Annotated in this window: 15 protein-coding genes; 9 read left to right on the top strand and 6 right to left on the bottom strand. The window is 66.8% G+C overall.

Annotated elements, in window-relative coordinates:
• Positions 1-49 precede the first annotated feature (49 nt).
• Positions 50-3370 carry an alpha-amylase family glycosyl hydrolase gene (locus tag Hhyl2_RS12915; RefSeq protein ID WP_483551181.1) on the top strand — a complete coding sequence of 1107 codons (3321 nt, stop codon included), beginning with the start codon at positions 50-52 and terminating at the stop codon, positions 3368-3370.
• Position 3371: 1 nt separating this feature from the next.
• On the opposite strand, the gene Hhyl2_RS12910 is transcribed toward Hhyl2_RS12915, so the two are convergent.
• Positions 3372-3950, bottom strand: a complete 579-nt coding sequence (locus Hhyl2_RS12910) for a hypothetical protein (protein WP_483551180.1) — start codon at positions 3948-3950, stop codon at positions 3372-3374.
• A gap of 134 nt (positions 3951-4084) precedes the next feature.
• Here Hhyl2_RS12910 and Hhyl2_RS12905 point away from each other — a divergent pair, with 134 nt between their 5' ends.
• The gene (locus tag Hhyl2_RS12905; RefSeq protein ID WP_483551179.1) at positions 4085-4945 is read left to right on the top strand and encodes an HFX_2341 family transcriptional regulator domain-containing protein; all 861 of its coding nucleotides are present in this window, start codon (positions 4085-4087) and stop codon (positions 4943-4945) included.
• A 72-nt stretch (positions 4946-5017) separates the two neighbouring features.
• On the opposite strand, the gene Hhyl2_RS12900 is transcribed toward Hhyl2_RS12905, so the two are convergent.
• Positions 5018-5185: a DUF7556 family protein gene (locus Hhyl2_RS12900; RefSeq protein WP_483551178.1), complete on the bottom strand. Its 168-nt coding sequence runs from the start codon at positions 5183-5185 to the stop codon at positions 5018-5020.
• 334 nt (positions 5186-5519) lie between these two features.
• Between Hhyl2_RS12900 and Hhyl2_RS12895 the strand changes: the two genes are divergently transcribed.
• From Hhyl2_RS12895 to Hhyl2_RS12870, 6 genes are all read left to right on the top strand, one after another.
• On the top strand, positions 5520-5969 hold the full coding sequence (locus tag Hhyl2_RS12895) for a universal stress protein (protein ID WP_483551177.1): 450 nt from the start codon (positions 5520-5522) through the stop codon (positions 5967-5969).
• Positions 5970-6098: 129 nt separating this feature from the next.
• Entirely contained in the window at positions 6099-6944 is an 846-nt protein-coding gene (locus tag Hhyl2_RS12890) for a CBS domain-containing protein (RefSeq protein WP_483551176.1), read from the top strand.
• Positions 6941-8725, top strand: coding sequence for a glycine--tRNA ligase (glyS, locus tag Hhyl2_RS12885; RefSeq protein WP_483551175.1), 1785 nt, complete (start codon positions 6941-6943; stop codon positions 8723-8725). Before Hhyl2_RS12890 ends, glyS begins: the two co-directional genes overlap by 4 nt.
• Position 8726: 1 nt before the next feature.
• On the top strand, positions 8727-9320 hold the full coding sequence (locus Hhyl2_RS12880) for a dolichol kinase (protein ID WP_483551174.1): 594 nt from the start codon (positions 8727-8729) through the stop codon (positions 9318-9320).
• Positions 9321-9414: 94 nt separating this feature from the next.
• Positions 9415-11904, top strand: coding sequence for a DEAD/DEAH box helicase (locus tag Hhyl2_RS12875; RefSeq protein WP_483551173.1), 2490 nt, complete (start codon positions 9415-9417; stop codon positions 11902-11904).
• A gap of 148 nt (positions 11905-12052) precedes the next feature.
• Complete coding sequence (locus Hhyl2_RS12870; protein ID WP_483551172.1) at positions 12053-12631, top strand: redoxin domain-containing protein; 579 nt, start codon at positions 12053-12055, stop codon at positions 12629-12631.
• A 242-nt stretch (positions 12632-12873) separates the two neighbouring features.
• On the opposite strand, the gene Hhyl2_RS12865 is transcribed toward Hhyl2_RS12870, so the two are convergent.
• Positions 12874-13665, bottom strand: coding sequence for an Sjogren's syndrome/scleroderma autoantigen 1 family protein (locus Hhyl2_RS12865; protein ID WP_483551171.1), 792 nt, complete (start codon positions 13663-13665; stop codon positions 12874-12876).
• A gap of 118 nt (positions 13666-13783) precedes the next feature.
• Between Hhyl2_RS12865 and mdh the strand changes: the two genes are divergently transcribed.
• The gene (gene mdh / locus Hhyl2_RS12860; protein ID WP_483551170.1) at positions 13784-14698 is read left to right on the top strand and encodes a malate dehydrogenase; all 915 of its coding nucleotides are present in this window, start codon (positions 13784-13786) and stop codon (positions 14696-14698) included.
• Positions 14699-14783: 85 nt separating this feature from the next.
• Here the strand turns inward: mdh and Hhyl2_RS12855 are convergent, their stop codons facing one another.
• The 3 genes from Hhyl2_RS12855 to Hhyl2_RS12845 all read right to left on the bottom strand — a co-directional run bounded on the left by Hhyl2_RS12855 (position 14784) and on the right by Hhyl2_RS12845 (position 16158).
• Positions 14784-14924 carry a hypothetical protein gene (locus tag Hhyl2_RS12855; protein ID WP_483551169.1) on the bottom strand — a complete coding sequence of 47 codons (141 nt, stop codon included), beginning with the start codon at positions 14922-14924 and terminating at the stop codon, positions 14784-14786.
• A 128-nt stretch (positions 14925-15052) separates the two neighbouring features.
• On the bottom strand, positions 15053-15775 hold the full coding sequence (locus Hhyl2_RS12850; protein ID WP_483551168.1) for an OapC/ArvC family zinc-ribbon domain-containing protein: 723 nt from the start codon (positions 15773-15775) through the stop codon (positions 15053-15055).
• Positions 15775-16158: a DUF2073 domain-containing protein gene (locus tag Hhyl2_RS12845; RefSeq protein WP_483551167.1), complete on the bottom strand. Its 384-nt coding sequence runs from the start codon at positions 16156-16158 to the stop codon at positions 15775-15777. Before Hhyl2_RS12845 ends, Hhyl2_RS12850 begins: the two co-directional genes overlap by 1 nt.
• Positions 16159-16160: the final 2 nt, after the last annotated feature.

Below are 16160 nucleotides of genomic sequence, written 5' to 3'. Positions count from 1 at the left end.
GTGACGAGAGAAGTCAACATTTATTCGATCAGTCACGCTAGCCCCTGTCATGACAGACCGCGACAGACCGCTGACCAGACGGCGGTTCCTGCTCTCGACGGCGATGGCGGGACTGGCGGGGTGTCCGGGACGGCAGGACGACTCGGGGACACCAGCGGTAACACGGACGTCGTCCAACGCGACACCCACCCCCGTCGAAACGGCGACACCCGAGTCGTTCGACGTTCCGCAGTCGGCAGTCGAGGGGTCACACGCCCCGGGACCGCCGATATTCACGAGCGTCGGCGAGTCGTTCAGAGCCCCGGAGTTCGCCGGCGTCGAGAGCAACCTCGCACCCAGGAACCCCGACACGACGGGTGGCTACGCCTGGTCGGTGGTCGACGCACCCGACGGCAGCGAGGCCGGCGTCGGTGAATCCCCGGTCGTCGAGTTCGAACCCGACGTCTCCGGGACCTACATCCTGGAGCTGACCGCGCCGGACGGCGTCCACCGCCAGACGATCCACGCGTTCTCCGAGGGGGCGACCGGTGACCCGCGGCCGACGTTGACCCTCTCCGGTGAGATCACCGACGAGGAGGCGATTGTCGGCGCGGACATCCGTCCGCCCACCGACAGCGACGCCGATCCCGACGACCTGACCGTCGAGTTCCTCGTCGACGATAGGGATTCCTTCGACGGCAATATCGCTGTCGACGGACAGACCGCGCGACTCGAGCTGGACGAACTCGACGGTCCCGTCCGCGTCCACGCGGCCGCAGCGGGCGAGACGGGCCGCAGCGTCGCCGATACCCTCGTCGTCGACCCTGCTGGCGGGGACGTTCGCCACCCGACCGAGCCGCCGGGGTGGGCGACCGACGCCGTGATCTACGAACTCTTCGTCAGGCGGTTCGGCATCGACGTCGACTTCGAATTCCTCGAATCGAAGGTCGAGTACATCGACTCGATGGGCGCCGACGCGGTGTGGCTGACGCCGATCCTCGACGCCCACAGCCACCGCGACGAGACCCAACCCGGCGGGCCGCACGGCTACGACGTGATCGACTACTTCCAGACGGCCGACGCGCTCGGGGACCGCGCGGCCTTCCAGTCGTTCGTCGATACCTGCCACGACCACGGCATCAAGGTGATATTCGACCTCGTCGGGAACCACACGGCCCGCGAGCACCGCTACTTCCAGGCCGCGAAGTCGGCAGTCGGCGATCAGGACGCGGCCAGTAGCTTCACCGACTGGTACCGCTGGGACGGGGGACAGGCCCAGTACTACTTCGGCTGGCAGGGCATCCCCATCCTGAACTACGACAATCCAGCAGTCCGCTCGTGGTTCCTGGCGGTCGTCGAGGAGTGGGCCGACGTCGTCGACGGCTTCCGGTGTGACGTCGCCTGGGGGATGCCCCACAGCCTCTGGAAAGAGGTCCGGGCCCGCGTCAGACGCGACCATCCCGAGTTCCTGTTGCTCGGCGAGGCCGTCCCCTGGGACGCCGACCACGCCGACTTCGCCGAGAACGAGTTCGGCCTCCACTACGGCGAGGGCCTCTTCGAGACGCTCCGGGCAATCGGGACGGGTGAGGCGCCGGCCGACAGTCTACACGACGTCGTGGCCGAGCGCCGCGACGCCGGTTATCCCGCGCACATCACCATGCTCAACTACGTCGAGAACCACGATACGGACCGATACCTCGCGACGGCCGGCGCGGAGAGTCAACGGGCCGCCGGTGCGGCGACGTTCACGCTGCCCGGCGCGCCGCTGCTGTACTACGGCCAGGAGACCGGGCTGACCGGGATGCGCGAGGCGATGAACTGGGATAGCGCCGACGCCGACCGACGGTCGTTCTACCGGGCACTGGCCGACCGCAGAAAGGAGGAGCGGGCGCTCCAGTCCGACGCGGACCTGCTCCCGCTGTCGGTCGCGCCGGGCGACGACCGCGTCACGGGCTACGCGAGGGAGGCCGACGGCGAGCGCGTCCACGTGCTGTTGAACTTCGGGGCCGACCCGGTGACCGTCACACAGCATCCCAGTGTCGGCCGGACCGACCTGCTGTCGGGGGCCGATGTAGGGGTGCAAGCGGAGGCGGGCGTCACCGTCGAGGATGCCGTGCTCCTCCGGGCAGACGCGCTGGCCGGCCGGGGCGCACCGCTGGCCACGTTCGACGATCCGACCGGCGACGCGACGGCGCCAGGGGGACACTCCGAAGGGAGCCTCGACCTCACCGACCTCGACGTCTACGAGACCGACGACGGCCTCCAGTTCGCCTGGCGCGTCGCCGAACCGACCGCGACCGACGGGACGCAGTTCGAGGTGTACCTCCGCGATCCGGGGCGCGACGGCGGGTCGGTCCAGACACGCTCGGGTCTCGACGCGACGCTCTCGGCGCCCGTCCAGTACCGGGTGGTGGTTCGGCCGGACGGCGCGCGAGTTACGACGAGCGACGGGGAGTCCGTGGTAGCGCCCCCAGTCGAGACCGTCGGCGGACAGCGCCAAGTTCTTATTCCTTCGAAGGTACTCCCATCCGAGCCAACCGATCTCCAGTTCGCCACGCTGACCACTCCGGGTGGTTCGGACGGCGACGGGAGTGAAGGGAGCGACGACGACTACATCGCGGACCTGCTGGTCGGGCCCGGCGACGACGAGGGGGCCGTCCGTAGTGCCCAGGAGCCAGTGCTGCCGATGGTCCCCCTGGCAGCCGGTGTCCGGAACCGCCTGCTCGACGCCGATTTCGTGGCCGCCTGGACCGACCCAGCCGGCGACGACCACGGGCCGGGGAGTGTCACGTACCCCGAGGCCGACCGGTGGACCCCGGGCACGCTCGACCTCACGCGGGTCGCCGTCTACGCCGGGGACGAGCGGTACCACTGGCAGTTCCGGTTCCGGGAACCGGTCCCCGACGCGGTCGACCGGAGCCGCATCCCACAGCACCTCCAGGTGTACCTCCGTGACCCCGAGCGTAGTGGCGGCACGGCGACCACGCGGACCGGAGTCGGGGCGACGCTGGCGGCGCCACATCACCGACGACTGGTCGTCAATAAAGCAACCGCGGCCGTCGAGGCCGCCGACGGGACGGTGGTCTCGGAGGGTGTCTCGGTGACGACCCGTGATGGACTGAAGGGACTGTGGGTGAGCGCTCCGCGGGCGGTGCTCGGAGAACTGGCGGGAGCAGAGCTGGCTGTGTTGATCCTCGGCAGTTCGCTGACCGGCCCGGGCGGCGTCGCACAGGTCCAGGCCGAGCGCAGCGTCACGGATTTCGGCGGTCGTGAGCGAGCGGGCCAGTCCAACGTCGTGGACATGCTCGTCCCGGACGAAGCGACACAGGAAGACGTCCTGGCAGCAGACGACGGCCGATCGACACTCCCGTTCGTGACCGTCGACGAATGATTCAGGGCAGTCGCGCGTCGGTCGCCGCGACGAGGTCGCTCGCTCGCCCCTCGTAGGCGGCGGCAACGTCGCGGTCCGCGTCGGCACCGAGGTCGTAGGGAAGCGCCGGCGGTTCGCCCTCGACGACCTCGGGTAGGAGCGTATCGAGTTCGTAACGGCGCAACCGGACGTCGGCCTCGTGGACGCGCTCCCACTCCTCGTCGGTCGGTGCTGCGAGGTCGAACGCCGCCCAGACGGTGTCGAGAATCTCGCCTTCGACCTGCTGGTAGCGGTCCAGGTGGCGCTTGACCGGCGAGACGATATCCGAGACGTAGGCCTCGGGAGCGTCGTGGAGCAGACCGTAGAGCTGGATCCGCGGGTCGGCATCGCGGTGCGCGAGATCACGGCTCACGTACAGCGAGTGGAGCCCGACGCTGTAGAACTCCCGCGTCTGTCCCGAACAGCGACAGATGTTCGAGAGCGCGTGGGCGATATCGGCGAGGGCGACATCGTCCGGCTGTGGATCGAACGGTCTGAACTCGCGGCCGCTGACCGTGTTCATCACGGCCGTGCACGGTTCCGAGCGAGGGTTCGTGGTCATGACAGTTCCATCGGTAGCAGTGTGGTTAAAATTTGTGGGCCGTGATATACTTGTATGCAAAGTAATTTGCACAGATCGCGAGAGTGACCGTCGATGGGGAAACGCTTTCACGTCGGCGCGACACCCACCGAACAGTGAGCGAGACGGTCCATCTCATCCCGGTCGGCATCGACGTCGAGCGACTGTTTTTGCCCATCACGCAGGGCGAACTGGAGGCGGATGCCGTCGTCCTCTACCGGGCGCGCCGTCACAGCGACGACCGGGAGGTCGCCGACCTCGCCGAGCGGATGTTCCACCGGCTGGAGTACACTTTCGAGCGGGTGCTGGGCGCCGACGTCGAGACGGCGTTCATCGACAGTGTCCACGACTACGGGAACGCCTACAAGACGGCCTACCGGGCAGTCCGCGAGCGCGTGCCCGAGAAAGAGGTATGGATCAATATCTCCTCGATGCCACGGACGGTCTCCTTTGGCTTCGCGACGGCGGCGAACACGCTCGTCAACGAGCGCCCCGAGCTACGTGACCAGGTCCACGTCTACTACGTCCCGCCGGAGGCGTACCTGACGACGAGCCTGCTTCGGGAACTCGAAGCCGAACTGACCTTCCTCCGGGAGGGCGGCGACACCGACGAGCGGATCGCCGAGATCGAGGCCCTCCTGGAGACGGTCCGCGAGCGGGGAATCACGACCGGTGCCAGGGAGATCGACGGCCAGCGCTACGTCGAGCTACCCGCGGCACCGCTGGCGGAACTGCGGGACTTCGAGCGAGAGCTCGTCGAGGTGCTCGGCGAGACTGGGCCGACGAAATCGACCTCGGCTCTGGCCAGAGAACTGGCCGCGCGACGCGGCCAGGAGGCCGACGAGTCGCTCCGGAGCAAGGTCCAGTACAACGTCCGCCAGCTCGAAGCGAAAGGGTTCCTCCGGCGGGTCGACGTCGGCGGCAGCTACGAGACCCGGCTCACGAAGATGGGGCGGCTGTGGGTCCAGACCCACTGACCGGCCGGGCGAATTGCGACACACGTAGGTACTGATCGACCTGGCGCGGCGGCGGAGAAACGAGGGACCGAGCTATCGCCACTCGGGAAGGGACGCGGCGTCTACCAGTGGGAGTGTCATATAGGCGTCGTCCTGCGAGATGTCCGCGATGACGAGCGTATCCGTCGTGCCTTCCTCGACGGAAGCCATGACTTCTGCGTCCTCAGCAACCTCCACTGGGGCAACCGTGTCCGGCTCCATGCATGACAATATGTAACACCTGCATATAAACGTAGCGGAATCCACGGAGGGTAGAGGTGTCGATGTCATTTCTCTGTCCGACATCTATTGTATATCTGTCAGTATCGGGAGAGATATCTGAATGTCAGGTCGAAGCGCAGTCACTCGGTTTTCGGTGACGGTAGGTCTATTCAAACGTGAGAACGACCGGCTTACCGCGTCGGTATGATCCTAGAGCAGACATGTGGCTGGTGGAGAACGTCGGGCGACGACAGGCAGGATGGCGCCCCGCTCGTCGTCGACACCGGACAGCACCGCGACTAGACTTAAGCCGGCAGCGGGTGAGCTATCGTGTATGTACGATCACATCTTGCTCGCGACGGACGGGACAGTCGCGTCGACGAACGCCGAGTCCCACGCGATCGACCTGGCCGCGGCACACGACGCCACCCTCTCCGTCGTCTTCGTCGTCGACGAGAGCGTCTACTCGGCCTACAGTGGTGACGAGTACCTCGACGAGGCCGAGGGTCCGGAACACGGCCTCGAAGAAGTCGGCGAGGAGACGCTCGCGCGGGTGCGAGAGGCCGCCAGTGACGCCGGCGTCGCCGTCGAGACGGAACTGGCACGCGGTGAACCCGCCGCAGTCATCGTGGCCTACGGGGACGAACAGGACGTCGACCTCGTCGTCCTCGGCACGAAGCGTCGCCCGGCCGAGTACCGGTCGCTACTCGGGAGCGTGACCGACCGGGTCCTCCGATTGACGAGCCGACCGGCGACCGTGGTCAAGACGGCCGTCGAGGAGTAGCGGCGGCGACGAGGACGAGCGGTGCTCCGGCCGGCCTGCGATCCCGTCCGGGTTGTTCCCACCCACCATGGGGGTGAAAACCGGTGGATGTTAAGGACTTAGTAGGTGCGGGCAGGAGGTTTTGCCAGTATGAACGTTGCAGACGCGATGACGCCCCGCTCGGAGGTCGTCACGGTAGAGATTCCGGGCACCCGTGACGACGTCCTCGAGTATCTCCAGGACAGGGGGTTCTCCTCGGTCCCGGTCATCAAACCGACCGACGACGGCGAGGAGTTCCGCGGACTTATCTCCAGAGAGGCGCTCATCGACCGGCCCGACGAAGACCAGCTCGCGATGCTCGTCGAGGAAGTGCCGACGATCACCGCCGACGCGACCCTCCAGGCGGCCGCCCGGCTGATGCTCGACGAGAGCGAACGCCGCGTTCCCGTGGTCGGCGACGGCCTCGAAGGCATCATCACGATGACCGACGTCATCCACGCCATTGCCAGCGGCGACGTCGACGGGAGCGCCAGCGTCGGCGACCTCGCTCGCTCGGCGGTCAACAGCGTCTACGTCGAGACGCCCCTGACCGTCGCCGAACGCGAACTCTCCTACGCCGGCGTCCCCTACGCTGTCGTCCTCGACGAGGACGGCGACATGACCGGGATGTTGACCGAGGTCGACATCATCGAGGTCGCCCGCGTCGTCGAGGGCGAGGACGACACCGGCGACTCCATCGCCAACCAGGACGACGAGTGGGCCTGGGAGGGTATCAAGGCCGTCGGCGGTCGCTACATGCCCACACGGAACGTCGAGATCCCCGCCGAGCCCGTCCGTGAGTTCATGACCGCCGACCTCGTCACGGTGAGCAAGCGCCGGACCGCACAGGAGGCGGCCCAGCTCATGATCGAACACGACATCGAGCAGATCCCGCTCGTCGCCGGCGACGAACTCGCGGGCATCGTCCGGGACGTCGATCTCCTGGAGGGCCTATGAACGAGGGTGAGCGCCTGACCGAACTGGCCAAACGCCGCGGCTTTTACTTCCCGGCCGCCGGGTCCTACGGCGGCGCCGCCGGCTTCTGGACCTACGGCCCCCAGGGCGCCGCGCTGAAAGACAACATCGAGGACGCCTGGCGCGACCGGTTCGTCCTCCGCGAGGGCCACCAGGAGATCTCGGCCCCGGACGTCATGCCCGAACCCGTCTTCGAGGCGTCGGGCCACCTCGACGGCTTCGACGACATGATCATCGAGTGCGCCGACTGCGGTGCGACCCACCGGGCCGACCACGTCGTCGAGGACGCCACGGACATCGAGGAGGCCGAATCGCTGCCCAACGAGGAGGTCATGGAGATCATCGCCGAGCACGACATCGAGTGTCCCTCCTGTGGCGCCAGCCTGGCCGGCGAACCCGTCGAGAACTTCAACCTCATGTTCGAGACGAACATCGGCCCCGGCTCCTCTTCGCCGGGCTATCTGCGCCCGGAAACTGCCCAGGGTATCTTCGTCGAGTTCCCGCAACTCTCCGAGTACGCCCGCAATCAGCTCCCGTTCGGCGTCGCCCAGATCGGGAAGGCCTACCGTAACGAGATCTCGCCCCGGAAGTCCCTCGTGCGGGTCCGTGAGTTCACGCAGGCCGAACTGGAACACTTCGTCGACCCCGAGGAGGACGAGCCACCCCTTGCGGAAGTCGCCGACGTGGAACTGCCGCTGTACTCGGCCGAGGCCCAGCAGGCCGACGACGGCGGCCAGCAGGAGATGACCGTCCGCGAGGCCGTCGACGACGACGTCATCGCGAGCGACTGGGTCGCCTACTATCTGGGCGTTGCCAAGGGCTGGTACGAGCGCATCGGCGTCGACATGGACCGGTTCCGCTTTCGCCAGCATCTCCCCGGCGAACTGGCCCACTACGCCTCCGACTGCTGGGACGCCGAGGCCGAGATCGACGGCGACTGGATCGAGATCACCGGCTTCGCCTATCGGGGCAGCTACGACCTCGACAAACACGCCGAGCACTCCGGTGAGGACTACACCGTCTTCAAGCAGTACGACGAACCGATCACCGTCGAGCGGCCGACGGTCGACCCGGACATGAGCTACCTCGGGCCGGAGTTCGGCGGTGCTGCCCAGGCGGTCGCCGACGCACTCGAAGCGCTGGCCGAGCGAGAGCCCGAGGCGTTCGACAGCGCGGAGCGGAGCTCCGCGGACGGTTCGAGCGGCGATCAGCCGCGAGAAGGCGAGGTGACCGTCGAGGCCGACGGCGAGAGCTACACTGTCCCCGTCGAGAAGACCGGCTTCAGTATCGAGGAGATCACCGAGAGCGGCGAACACGTCCGCCCGCACGTCGTCGAGCCCTCGTTCGGTGTCGGACGCCTCGTCTACACGGTGCTGGCCCACGCCTACAGCACCGACGAGGTCGACGAGGAGGAGCGGACCTACCTGGCGTTGCCCGCCGAGCAGGCTCCGACCACCGTCGGCGTCTTCCCGCTGATGGACAAGGACGGGCTGGACGACCGCGCCCGCGAGATCGCCAGCGACCTCCGGAGCGCCGGGCTCTCGGTCACCTACGACGACTCGGGTGCCATCGGCCGGCGCTACCGCCGCCAGGACGAGATCGGGACCCCCTACTGCGTGACCGTCGACTACGAATCCAAAGAAGAGGGGACAGTCACGGTCCGCGAGCGGGACACGACAGCCCAGAAGCGGGTCCCCATCGACGACCTGACCGAGCGTCTCGTGGCACTGAGTGACGGCGACCTGACCTTCGACGCCCTGTAAGATGGCCGACGAGGTCGCCCGACGGCTCGTCCACGCGACCGGGTCCGCAGTGCCGCTCTGTCACCTGCTGGTCCCGGAGCTGGTCACGTGGCGGGTCGTCCAGGCGTTCCTGGCGCTGTGTCTGGTCGTGGTCGTCGTCCTGGAGTACCTGCGGCTCTCGGTCGGGCTGGACTGGGCGATCTACGACAGGCTCACTCGCGAGTACGAACAGGACAACCCCGCCGGCTACGCGCTCTACATCGTCGGGATGGCACTCGTGGCCTTCGCGGTCGGTGTCGCCGGGATGACCACCGCCGTCGCGGTCCCCGCGATGTTGATGCTCGCTATCGGCGACCCGATCAGCGGTCTGCTGGGCTCTGCCAGCGCCAGCACGGTCAAACAGACCTGGGTCCTGCTGGTGATGTTCGGCGTCTGTACGCTGCTGGCCGCGCCGTTCGTGCCAACGGTGGCGGCGGTCCTGGGCGGCGCTGCCGCGACGTTCGCCGACGGCGTCAAACCACGGATCGCCGGCTACGTGGTCGACGACAACTTCTCGATCCCCGTCTTCGGGGCGGTCGCGATGTGGGTCGGCGTGACGTTCCTGCCGGCGGTCTAGCCGGCAACGAGCGTGTAGCGCCTGCGACCGTCATGGTTCCACTTTCACCGCGGTACCTGAACCCTTAACCACCGTCGGGGCCAATCCCGGACAAATGGCGACCGTCGAGAGCGGTGGGGAGTTCATCGACCACCCGATGGTGACCGGAGCGTTCCTGGAGAACCGTCGGTACCAGGTCGAGTTGGCCGAGACCGCTGCCGGGAACCACACGCTGGTCTGTCTGCCGACCGGCCTCGGGAAGACGACCGTCTCGGTCCTGGTCACCGCCGAACGACTCCACAGTGTCGGGGGGACATCCCTGATGCTGGCGCCGACGAAGCCGCTGGTCCAGCAACACGCCGAGTTCTACCGGGAGGCTCTGACCGTCCCCGACGACGAGATCGTCGTCTTTACCGGGGAGGTCAGTCCGGACGACCGGGCAGCCCTCTGGGAGGACGCCCGTATCGTCATCGCGACGCCACAGGTCGTCGAGAACGACCTCGTGGGCAACCGGATCTCGCTGGCAGACGTGACCCACTGTACCTTCGACGAGTGCCACCGTGCGACCGGCGACTACGCCTACAACTACATCGCGGAACGCTACCACGCCGACGCCGCCGACCCCCTGGTGACGGGGATGTCCGCGTCGCCGGGCGACGACGAGGAGTCGATCCTGGCCGTCTGTGAGAACCTCGGGCTCGCGGAGGTCGCGGTGATGACCGAAGACGACGCCGACGTCGCCGACTACACCCACGACACGAGTGTCGACTGGAAGCGCATCGAACTCCCCGACGTCGTCCTGGAGATCCGCGACGCTATCAACGAGGTCGTCGCCGACCGCCTCGAACAGCTGAAGGAACTGGGCGTGACCAACAAGACCTCGCCGGATCTCTCGGAACGGGAGATCCAGGGGATGCAGGCCGAGTTGCGACAGTTGATGGACAACGACCAGAGCGAGGGGTACCAGGGGATGAGCTTCCTGGCCGAGATCAGGAAGCTCCGGACCGCAGTCACCTACGTCGAGACCCAGAGCGTCGAGTCCCTGCGACGCTACTTCGAGCGGCTGAAAGAGGCTGCCCGCTCCTCGGGCGCCTCGAAAGCCGACCAGCGACTCGTCAGCGAACCCAAGATACGCGAGGCCATCCGGAAGGCTCGCGACTACGACGACCTCCACCCGAAGTTCCGGCGGACCCGGATGTTGCTCGCCGAGACGCTGGGCATCGAGAACGGCGAGCGCGTCATCGTCTTCACGGAGTCCAGAGACACCGCCGAGACGCTCGTGGAGTTCCTCTCGGACCACTTCGAGACCGAGAAGTTCGTCGGACAGAGCGACACCGACGGCAGCGAGGGGATGACCCAGACCCAACAACAGGAGACCCTCGACCGGTTCCGGGCCGGCGAGTTCGAGGTACTCGTCTCGACTTCCGTCGCCGAGGAGGGGCTCGACGTCCCCGAAGTCGATCTGGTGCTGTTCTACGAACCGGTCCCGACGGCCATCCGCGCCATCCAGCGCAAGGGCCGAACGGGACGCCAGGCCGAGGGCCACGTGGCGGTGTTGCTCGCCGAGGACACCCGCGACGAGGCGTACTTCTGGAAGGCCCGGAACGACCAGAAGCGGATGCAACAGGAGCTCCAGAACCTCAAGAGCGTCGCCGGCGACCTCGAAGCCCAGCTCGACCAGACCGGCCTCGACGAGTACGAGGATGACGACGGCGAGGGGCCGGCTGGCCGGAATGGAAGTGTTTCGGGTGGAACCGGAAATGACGGAGAACCGGAAGACGAAAGCGGGAAAGATGTCGACAGTCCAGGCGAAGCAAAGGGGGGCGGACAGGCGGGTCTCGACGCCTTCGCGCCGGAACACGCCGACAGTGACGCTGACGACGATACCGCGGACGATGACGACAGTGACGACCCCGACGGCACCGTCGCGACCGCCGACGGCGACGAGGAGGCGGTCGAAATCGTCGCCGATCAGCGGGAACTGGACTCGACCATCGCCAGAGATCTCTCGACGCGGGACGGAGTCGAGACGCGACTGGAGACCCTGGCGGTCGGCGACTATGTCCTCTCGGACCGGGTCGTCGTCGAGCGCAAGACCGTCTCGGACTTCCTGGACACGCTGACCGGCGGCGACCGCTCGATGTTCGAGCAGGTCGGGGACGCCACCCGCCACTACGCGCGCCCGGTCGTCGTCATCGAGGGCGGTGACCTCTACGGCGCCCGGAACGTCCACCGGAAGGCGATCCAGGGCGCGCTGTCGTCCCTCTCGGTCGATTTCGGCGCGAGCGTCCTCCAGACCGCCGACGAGGACGAAACGGCTGACCTCCTAGAGACCATCGCCCAGCGCGAGCAGTCGACGGCCGACCGCGAGGTCAGCGTCCACGGGGAGAAACAGTCCCGGACACTCCCCGAACAGCAGGAATACGTCGTCGCGTCCATCGGCGAGGTCGGCCCCGTCACCGCGCGGTCGCTGCTCTCCCACTTCGGGAGCGTCGACGCGGTCATGACAGCCAGCGAGGAGGATCTCCAGGCCGTCGACGGCGTCGGATCGGTGACCGCAGCGCGAATCCGCGAGGTCGTCGGGAGCGACTACGGCGACCGGTAGCCAGCGGTTTGGACGACGCCGTGACAAATTCGGTGCCGGTACCAACCGGCCACAGGGGCCCGTGAACAGGCGGGACAGCGTTCTGGTCGCTGGGACGGAAACGTTCATATCAGAGGAACATATATAGGAACTGGGGGGAAAGAGTGACGTGACAGAGTCGCGATCAGCAGACCGATATTTCGAGTTCGAGTTACACAACATCGGTGCCGGGAGCGAGGCGCTCGCCTCGCGGGACCTGGCCGCCGATCACGAATACGTACTCGCAGTGTTGTTACGGAACCACTACTGTCCGCTGTGTCGCGAACTCGTCCGGAATCTGGCCGACCGGTACAACGAGTTCGCGACCCGGGGGGTGGCCGTGGTCCCCGTCCTGCCGGACATCAGAGAGCGTGCGCTGCTGTGGCACCGACGATACGAACTCCCGTTCCCGATGCTCGCCGACCCGGCGACCGACATGGGTGACGAGGACGGCGCGCCCGACGAGTTCGACACCTTTGCACCGTTCCAGCGGACGATTCCGCGGCTCCCGGGGGTGGCCCTCTTCGAATGTGAGGACGAGCGACTGCGGATCGTCTCACGACACGGTGGCCCGAACCCACAGGACGTCCCGACCATCGACGACCTGCTCGAACGGGTCGACCGCCACCGCGAGGGCGACCTACCCGAACAGCCTGGCCGTGCGGTGACCGACGGCGGACTCGTCTCCCCGAACCAGCACAGTCACTGAGATCCGACAGTCCCACGAGCGGCCCCGGAAATGACGTCGGTCCCAGTGCCGTGTCGGTGACGGCGCTGTCCGCAGACACGATTCTGTTCCCGCGAATCCCCACCCAATTCCTGTGACCGTCTGGGCTCGATCCTCGTGTCCGTCGTCGCCTGGCTGTCCGACTGTCCAGCCCGGTACTCCCGACGCGACCCACCGTGCAAATAGGGATCTTTCAGACGTTGTTCCACCGGAAACGGAGGGGTTCAGAAGTTGGTCGCGTCCAGCGCAGTCGCCGCCTCGCGAGCCGCCTGGAGGTGCTCCCGCGCGTCACGGGGGTCCTCGCTCTCGGCTGCACGGTGTGCGAACCGGCGGGTCGTCGCCGCGAGGAGTCGCTTCGCTTCCGTGAGGTCCCCTGCCGCATCCTCCGGGAGGCCGGCGGTTCGAGTGGAAACGCCGCCGGTGTCGGTCGCCGGCTGCGTGCGCCCGGTGTCGGCCGCTGTCTGAGCGCCCCCGGACTGGCTGGTCCCGGACGGTTGCTCCGGTCGCGAAGTCGACGCCTGGTCCCGGTCGGACACCACTTCGCCTGGAGTCGGGGCGTCCCCAGCGGCGCTGTCGGGCTGGGTCGCTGCCGCGTCGTCCTGGGTAGCCCGGGCGGTCGACCGGTCTGGCGAGTCCGCCTGTGTGGTCGCTGGCTGGTCCGGCGACTCTGCCTCCGCGTCCGCCGTGGACCCGTCCGCCGCGTCGTCCCCACCGAACTGGACGCGGGCCTCGTCGCTCGGGTTGGCGACCTCGATGTGGTCGCCGTCCCCGGACTCGTCGTCGCTCTCGTCGCTCCCCCCGGCATCGCGTGTGATCGGCTTCTGGCAGGTCGGACAGAACTCCTGGCCGTCGTAGCGGAAGATCGGATCGCCACACTCCGAACAGTGCGCGTTGGTCATCGTCGCCCCCTTCAACAGCAGTTCGCTCATCTGTTCGGTCGCCTCGCGCTGCTGTTCCTCCTTCTCGAACTTCTCCCGGAGTTTCTCGCGTTCGGCTTCCTTGTCGAAGTCGCTCATAGGTGTCACAACGCCACGGCGCTGAAAACCCTTTACGGGTCTGGAGAGACGGAACTCGGCGGGCGACAGCGGGGGTTTCGACACGTTTAACGTCCGCGCGGGAGGCGTTTCGGATGGTATGACAAAGGTAAGCGTAGTCGGCGCGGCCGGGACGGTCGGCGCCGCGGCAGGGTACAACATCGCGCTGCGCGACATCGCCGACGAGGTCGTCTTCGTCGACATCCCCGACAAGGAGGAAGACACCGTCGGCCAGGCCGCAGACACCAACCACGGCATCGCGTACGACTCGAACACGACGGTCCGCCAGGGTGGCTACGAGGATACCGCCGGCTCGGACGTCGTCGTCATCACCGCCGGTATCCCGCGCCAGCCGGGCCAGACCCGTATCGACCTGGCCGGCGACAACGCACCGATCATGGAGGACATCCAGTCCTCGCTGGACGAGCACAACGACGACTACATCTCGCTGACGACGTCGAACCCCGTCGACCTGCTGAACCGCCACCTCTACGAGGCCGGCGACCGCTCGCGTGAGCAGGTCATCGGCTTCGGCGGCCGACTGGATTCGGCGCGGTTCCGCTACGTACTGAGTGAGGAGTTCGACGCACCGACCCAGAACGTCGAAGCGACCATCCTCGGCGAGCACGGTGACGCACAGGTCCCCATGTTCTCGAAGGTCCGCGTCGACGGCACTGACCCCGAGTTCGACGCCGACGAGCGCGAGCGCATCCTGGGTGACCTCCAGGAGTCCGCGATGGACGTCATCGAACGCAAGGGTGCCACCGAGTGGGGCCCCGCTCGCGGCGTCGCGCACATGGTCGAAGCCATCGTCCGTGACACCGGCGAGGTACTGCCCGCTTCGGTCAAACTCGACGGCGAGTTCGGCCACGAGGATACCGCCTTCGGTGTCCCGGTCAAACTCGGTTCGAACGGCGTCGAGGAGATCGTCGAGTGGGACCTCGACGACTACGAGCAGGAGCTGATGGCGGACGCCGCCGACAAGCTCTCCGAGCAGTACGACAAAATCGCGTAGAGTCGTCTCGACCCCTCACCCGCTGTTTCTGGTGCGCTGTCTATCCCGTCTCGGGTGAACTCCCCCGAGTGTGGACGCCGCTGATTCAGGTGCGCTGATCGTCGATCCGCTGTTCGTCCGGCCAGTCGGCCTCCTCGGACGGATCGGTCCGGTCGAGGTCGGTCCCGAGCAAGGCAGCCCATTCCTCGAGATGTGAGTCTGTCGTCGAGTGGTCACCGGAGGACATGGGAGAATCCACTCCGGGAGATAGTATAATGGTTATCCCGGAGAGACCCAGAGAATAGCGGGTTCATTGGGTCTGCTCGCGGATACCGGCGCTGAACGGTCGTCCAGAATCGTCCCGATAGTCGGGAACTAGTCCCGGATCGCCTCGGGAACCTGAATGGAGTAGCGCCCGTCCTCTTCTAGCGCGACGATGTACTCCTCCCGGTCGTACAGTTCCATCAGGTTCAGTTCGTACTGGCCCGGTTCGAGGACCTTGATGGACTCGAACTGTTCGTTGAGTTCCTCCCGCAGTTCCGTGAGGTCGGGTCGGTCGTCGGTCCGGTCGGCTTCGGGCGACGCGTCGGCGGTCTCGGCCGCCGCTTCCGCGGTCCCGGCCGACGGTGCCTCGGCGGTGGACTCGTCGGCTGGCGGCTCCGGCGGGTCGTCCGGGAGTTCGTCCGGCGTGACGACGTCACCGCGAGCGCTCGCCTGTGCCGCGTCCTCGGTCTGTGGGTCGGGTGCAGGCTGGGGTTCGGCTTCCGCCTGTGATTCGACCTCAGTAGGAGTGGCGGTTCCAGTCGAACTGCTGGTGTCCTGTCGGTCGACACCGGCGTCAGCGGGCCGGTCCTGGCTACCGCCGACGAAATCACGAACTGTCGCCGCGGTCTTGCCGACCGTCCGTGCGACGGTACTGTCCGAGCCGGGTGGGTCCGGGGGTTCGGGTGGCTCGTCGTCGGGTTCGGGCGGTGTCGAGGAGTCGACGCCGTCGGGTCGGAACTGGAACTTGTTGCCGCCACAGTCCGGACAGCCCGAGAGCATCTCCTTGGAGCCGTCCTCGAACGCGCGACCACAGTTCGTACACTGGTGTGGCATTATTTCCGGGAGACGAGTGCGCTGATGAGGTTTTCGTCCTTGTGGAGCGTCTCGATCTGGTTGGCCGGCCCGATGACCGTGAGTTTCTGTGTCGATTCGTTGCCCATCAGCCGACCGAGCAGCCCCGTACTCTCGGCGTCTGATTTGGGGTAGGTCTCGATCTCGATGCCGTTGAACTCGTCTGGGCTGATCTCGGTCATGGTGACCTCGATGAGCCGGGACTCCTCGTCGGGCGAGAGTCCTTCCTCCAGGATGACGATGTTGCCGTCGCGGACACCGTCGAGGACCGTTCGAATCTTCTCCATCGTCGTGAGCCCTTCCATGCGCTCACCGCTGACGAGGTCGATCTGCACACCGTCGTCCGGGTCCTTTATTTCAGGCATGT

This window comes from Haloarcula sp. H-hyl2 (assembly GCF_056934385.1).
Note: the sequence above shows the minus strand (reverse complement) of the source record. Positions and strands in the feature narration are given on the sequence as shown.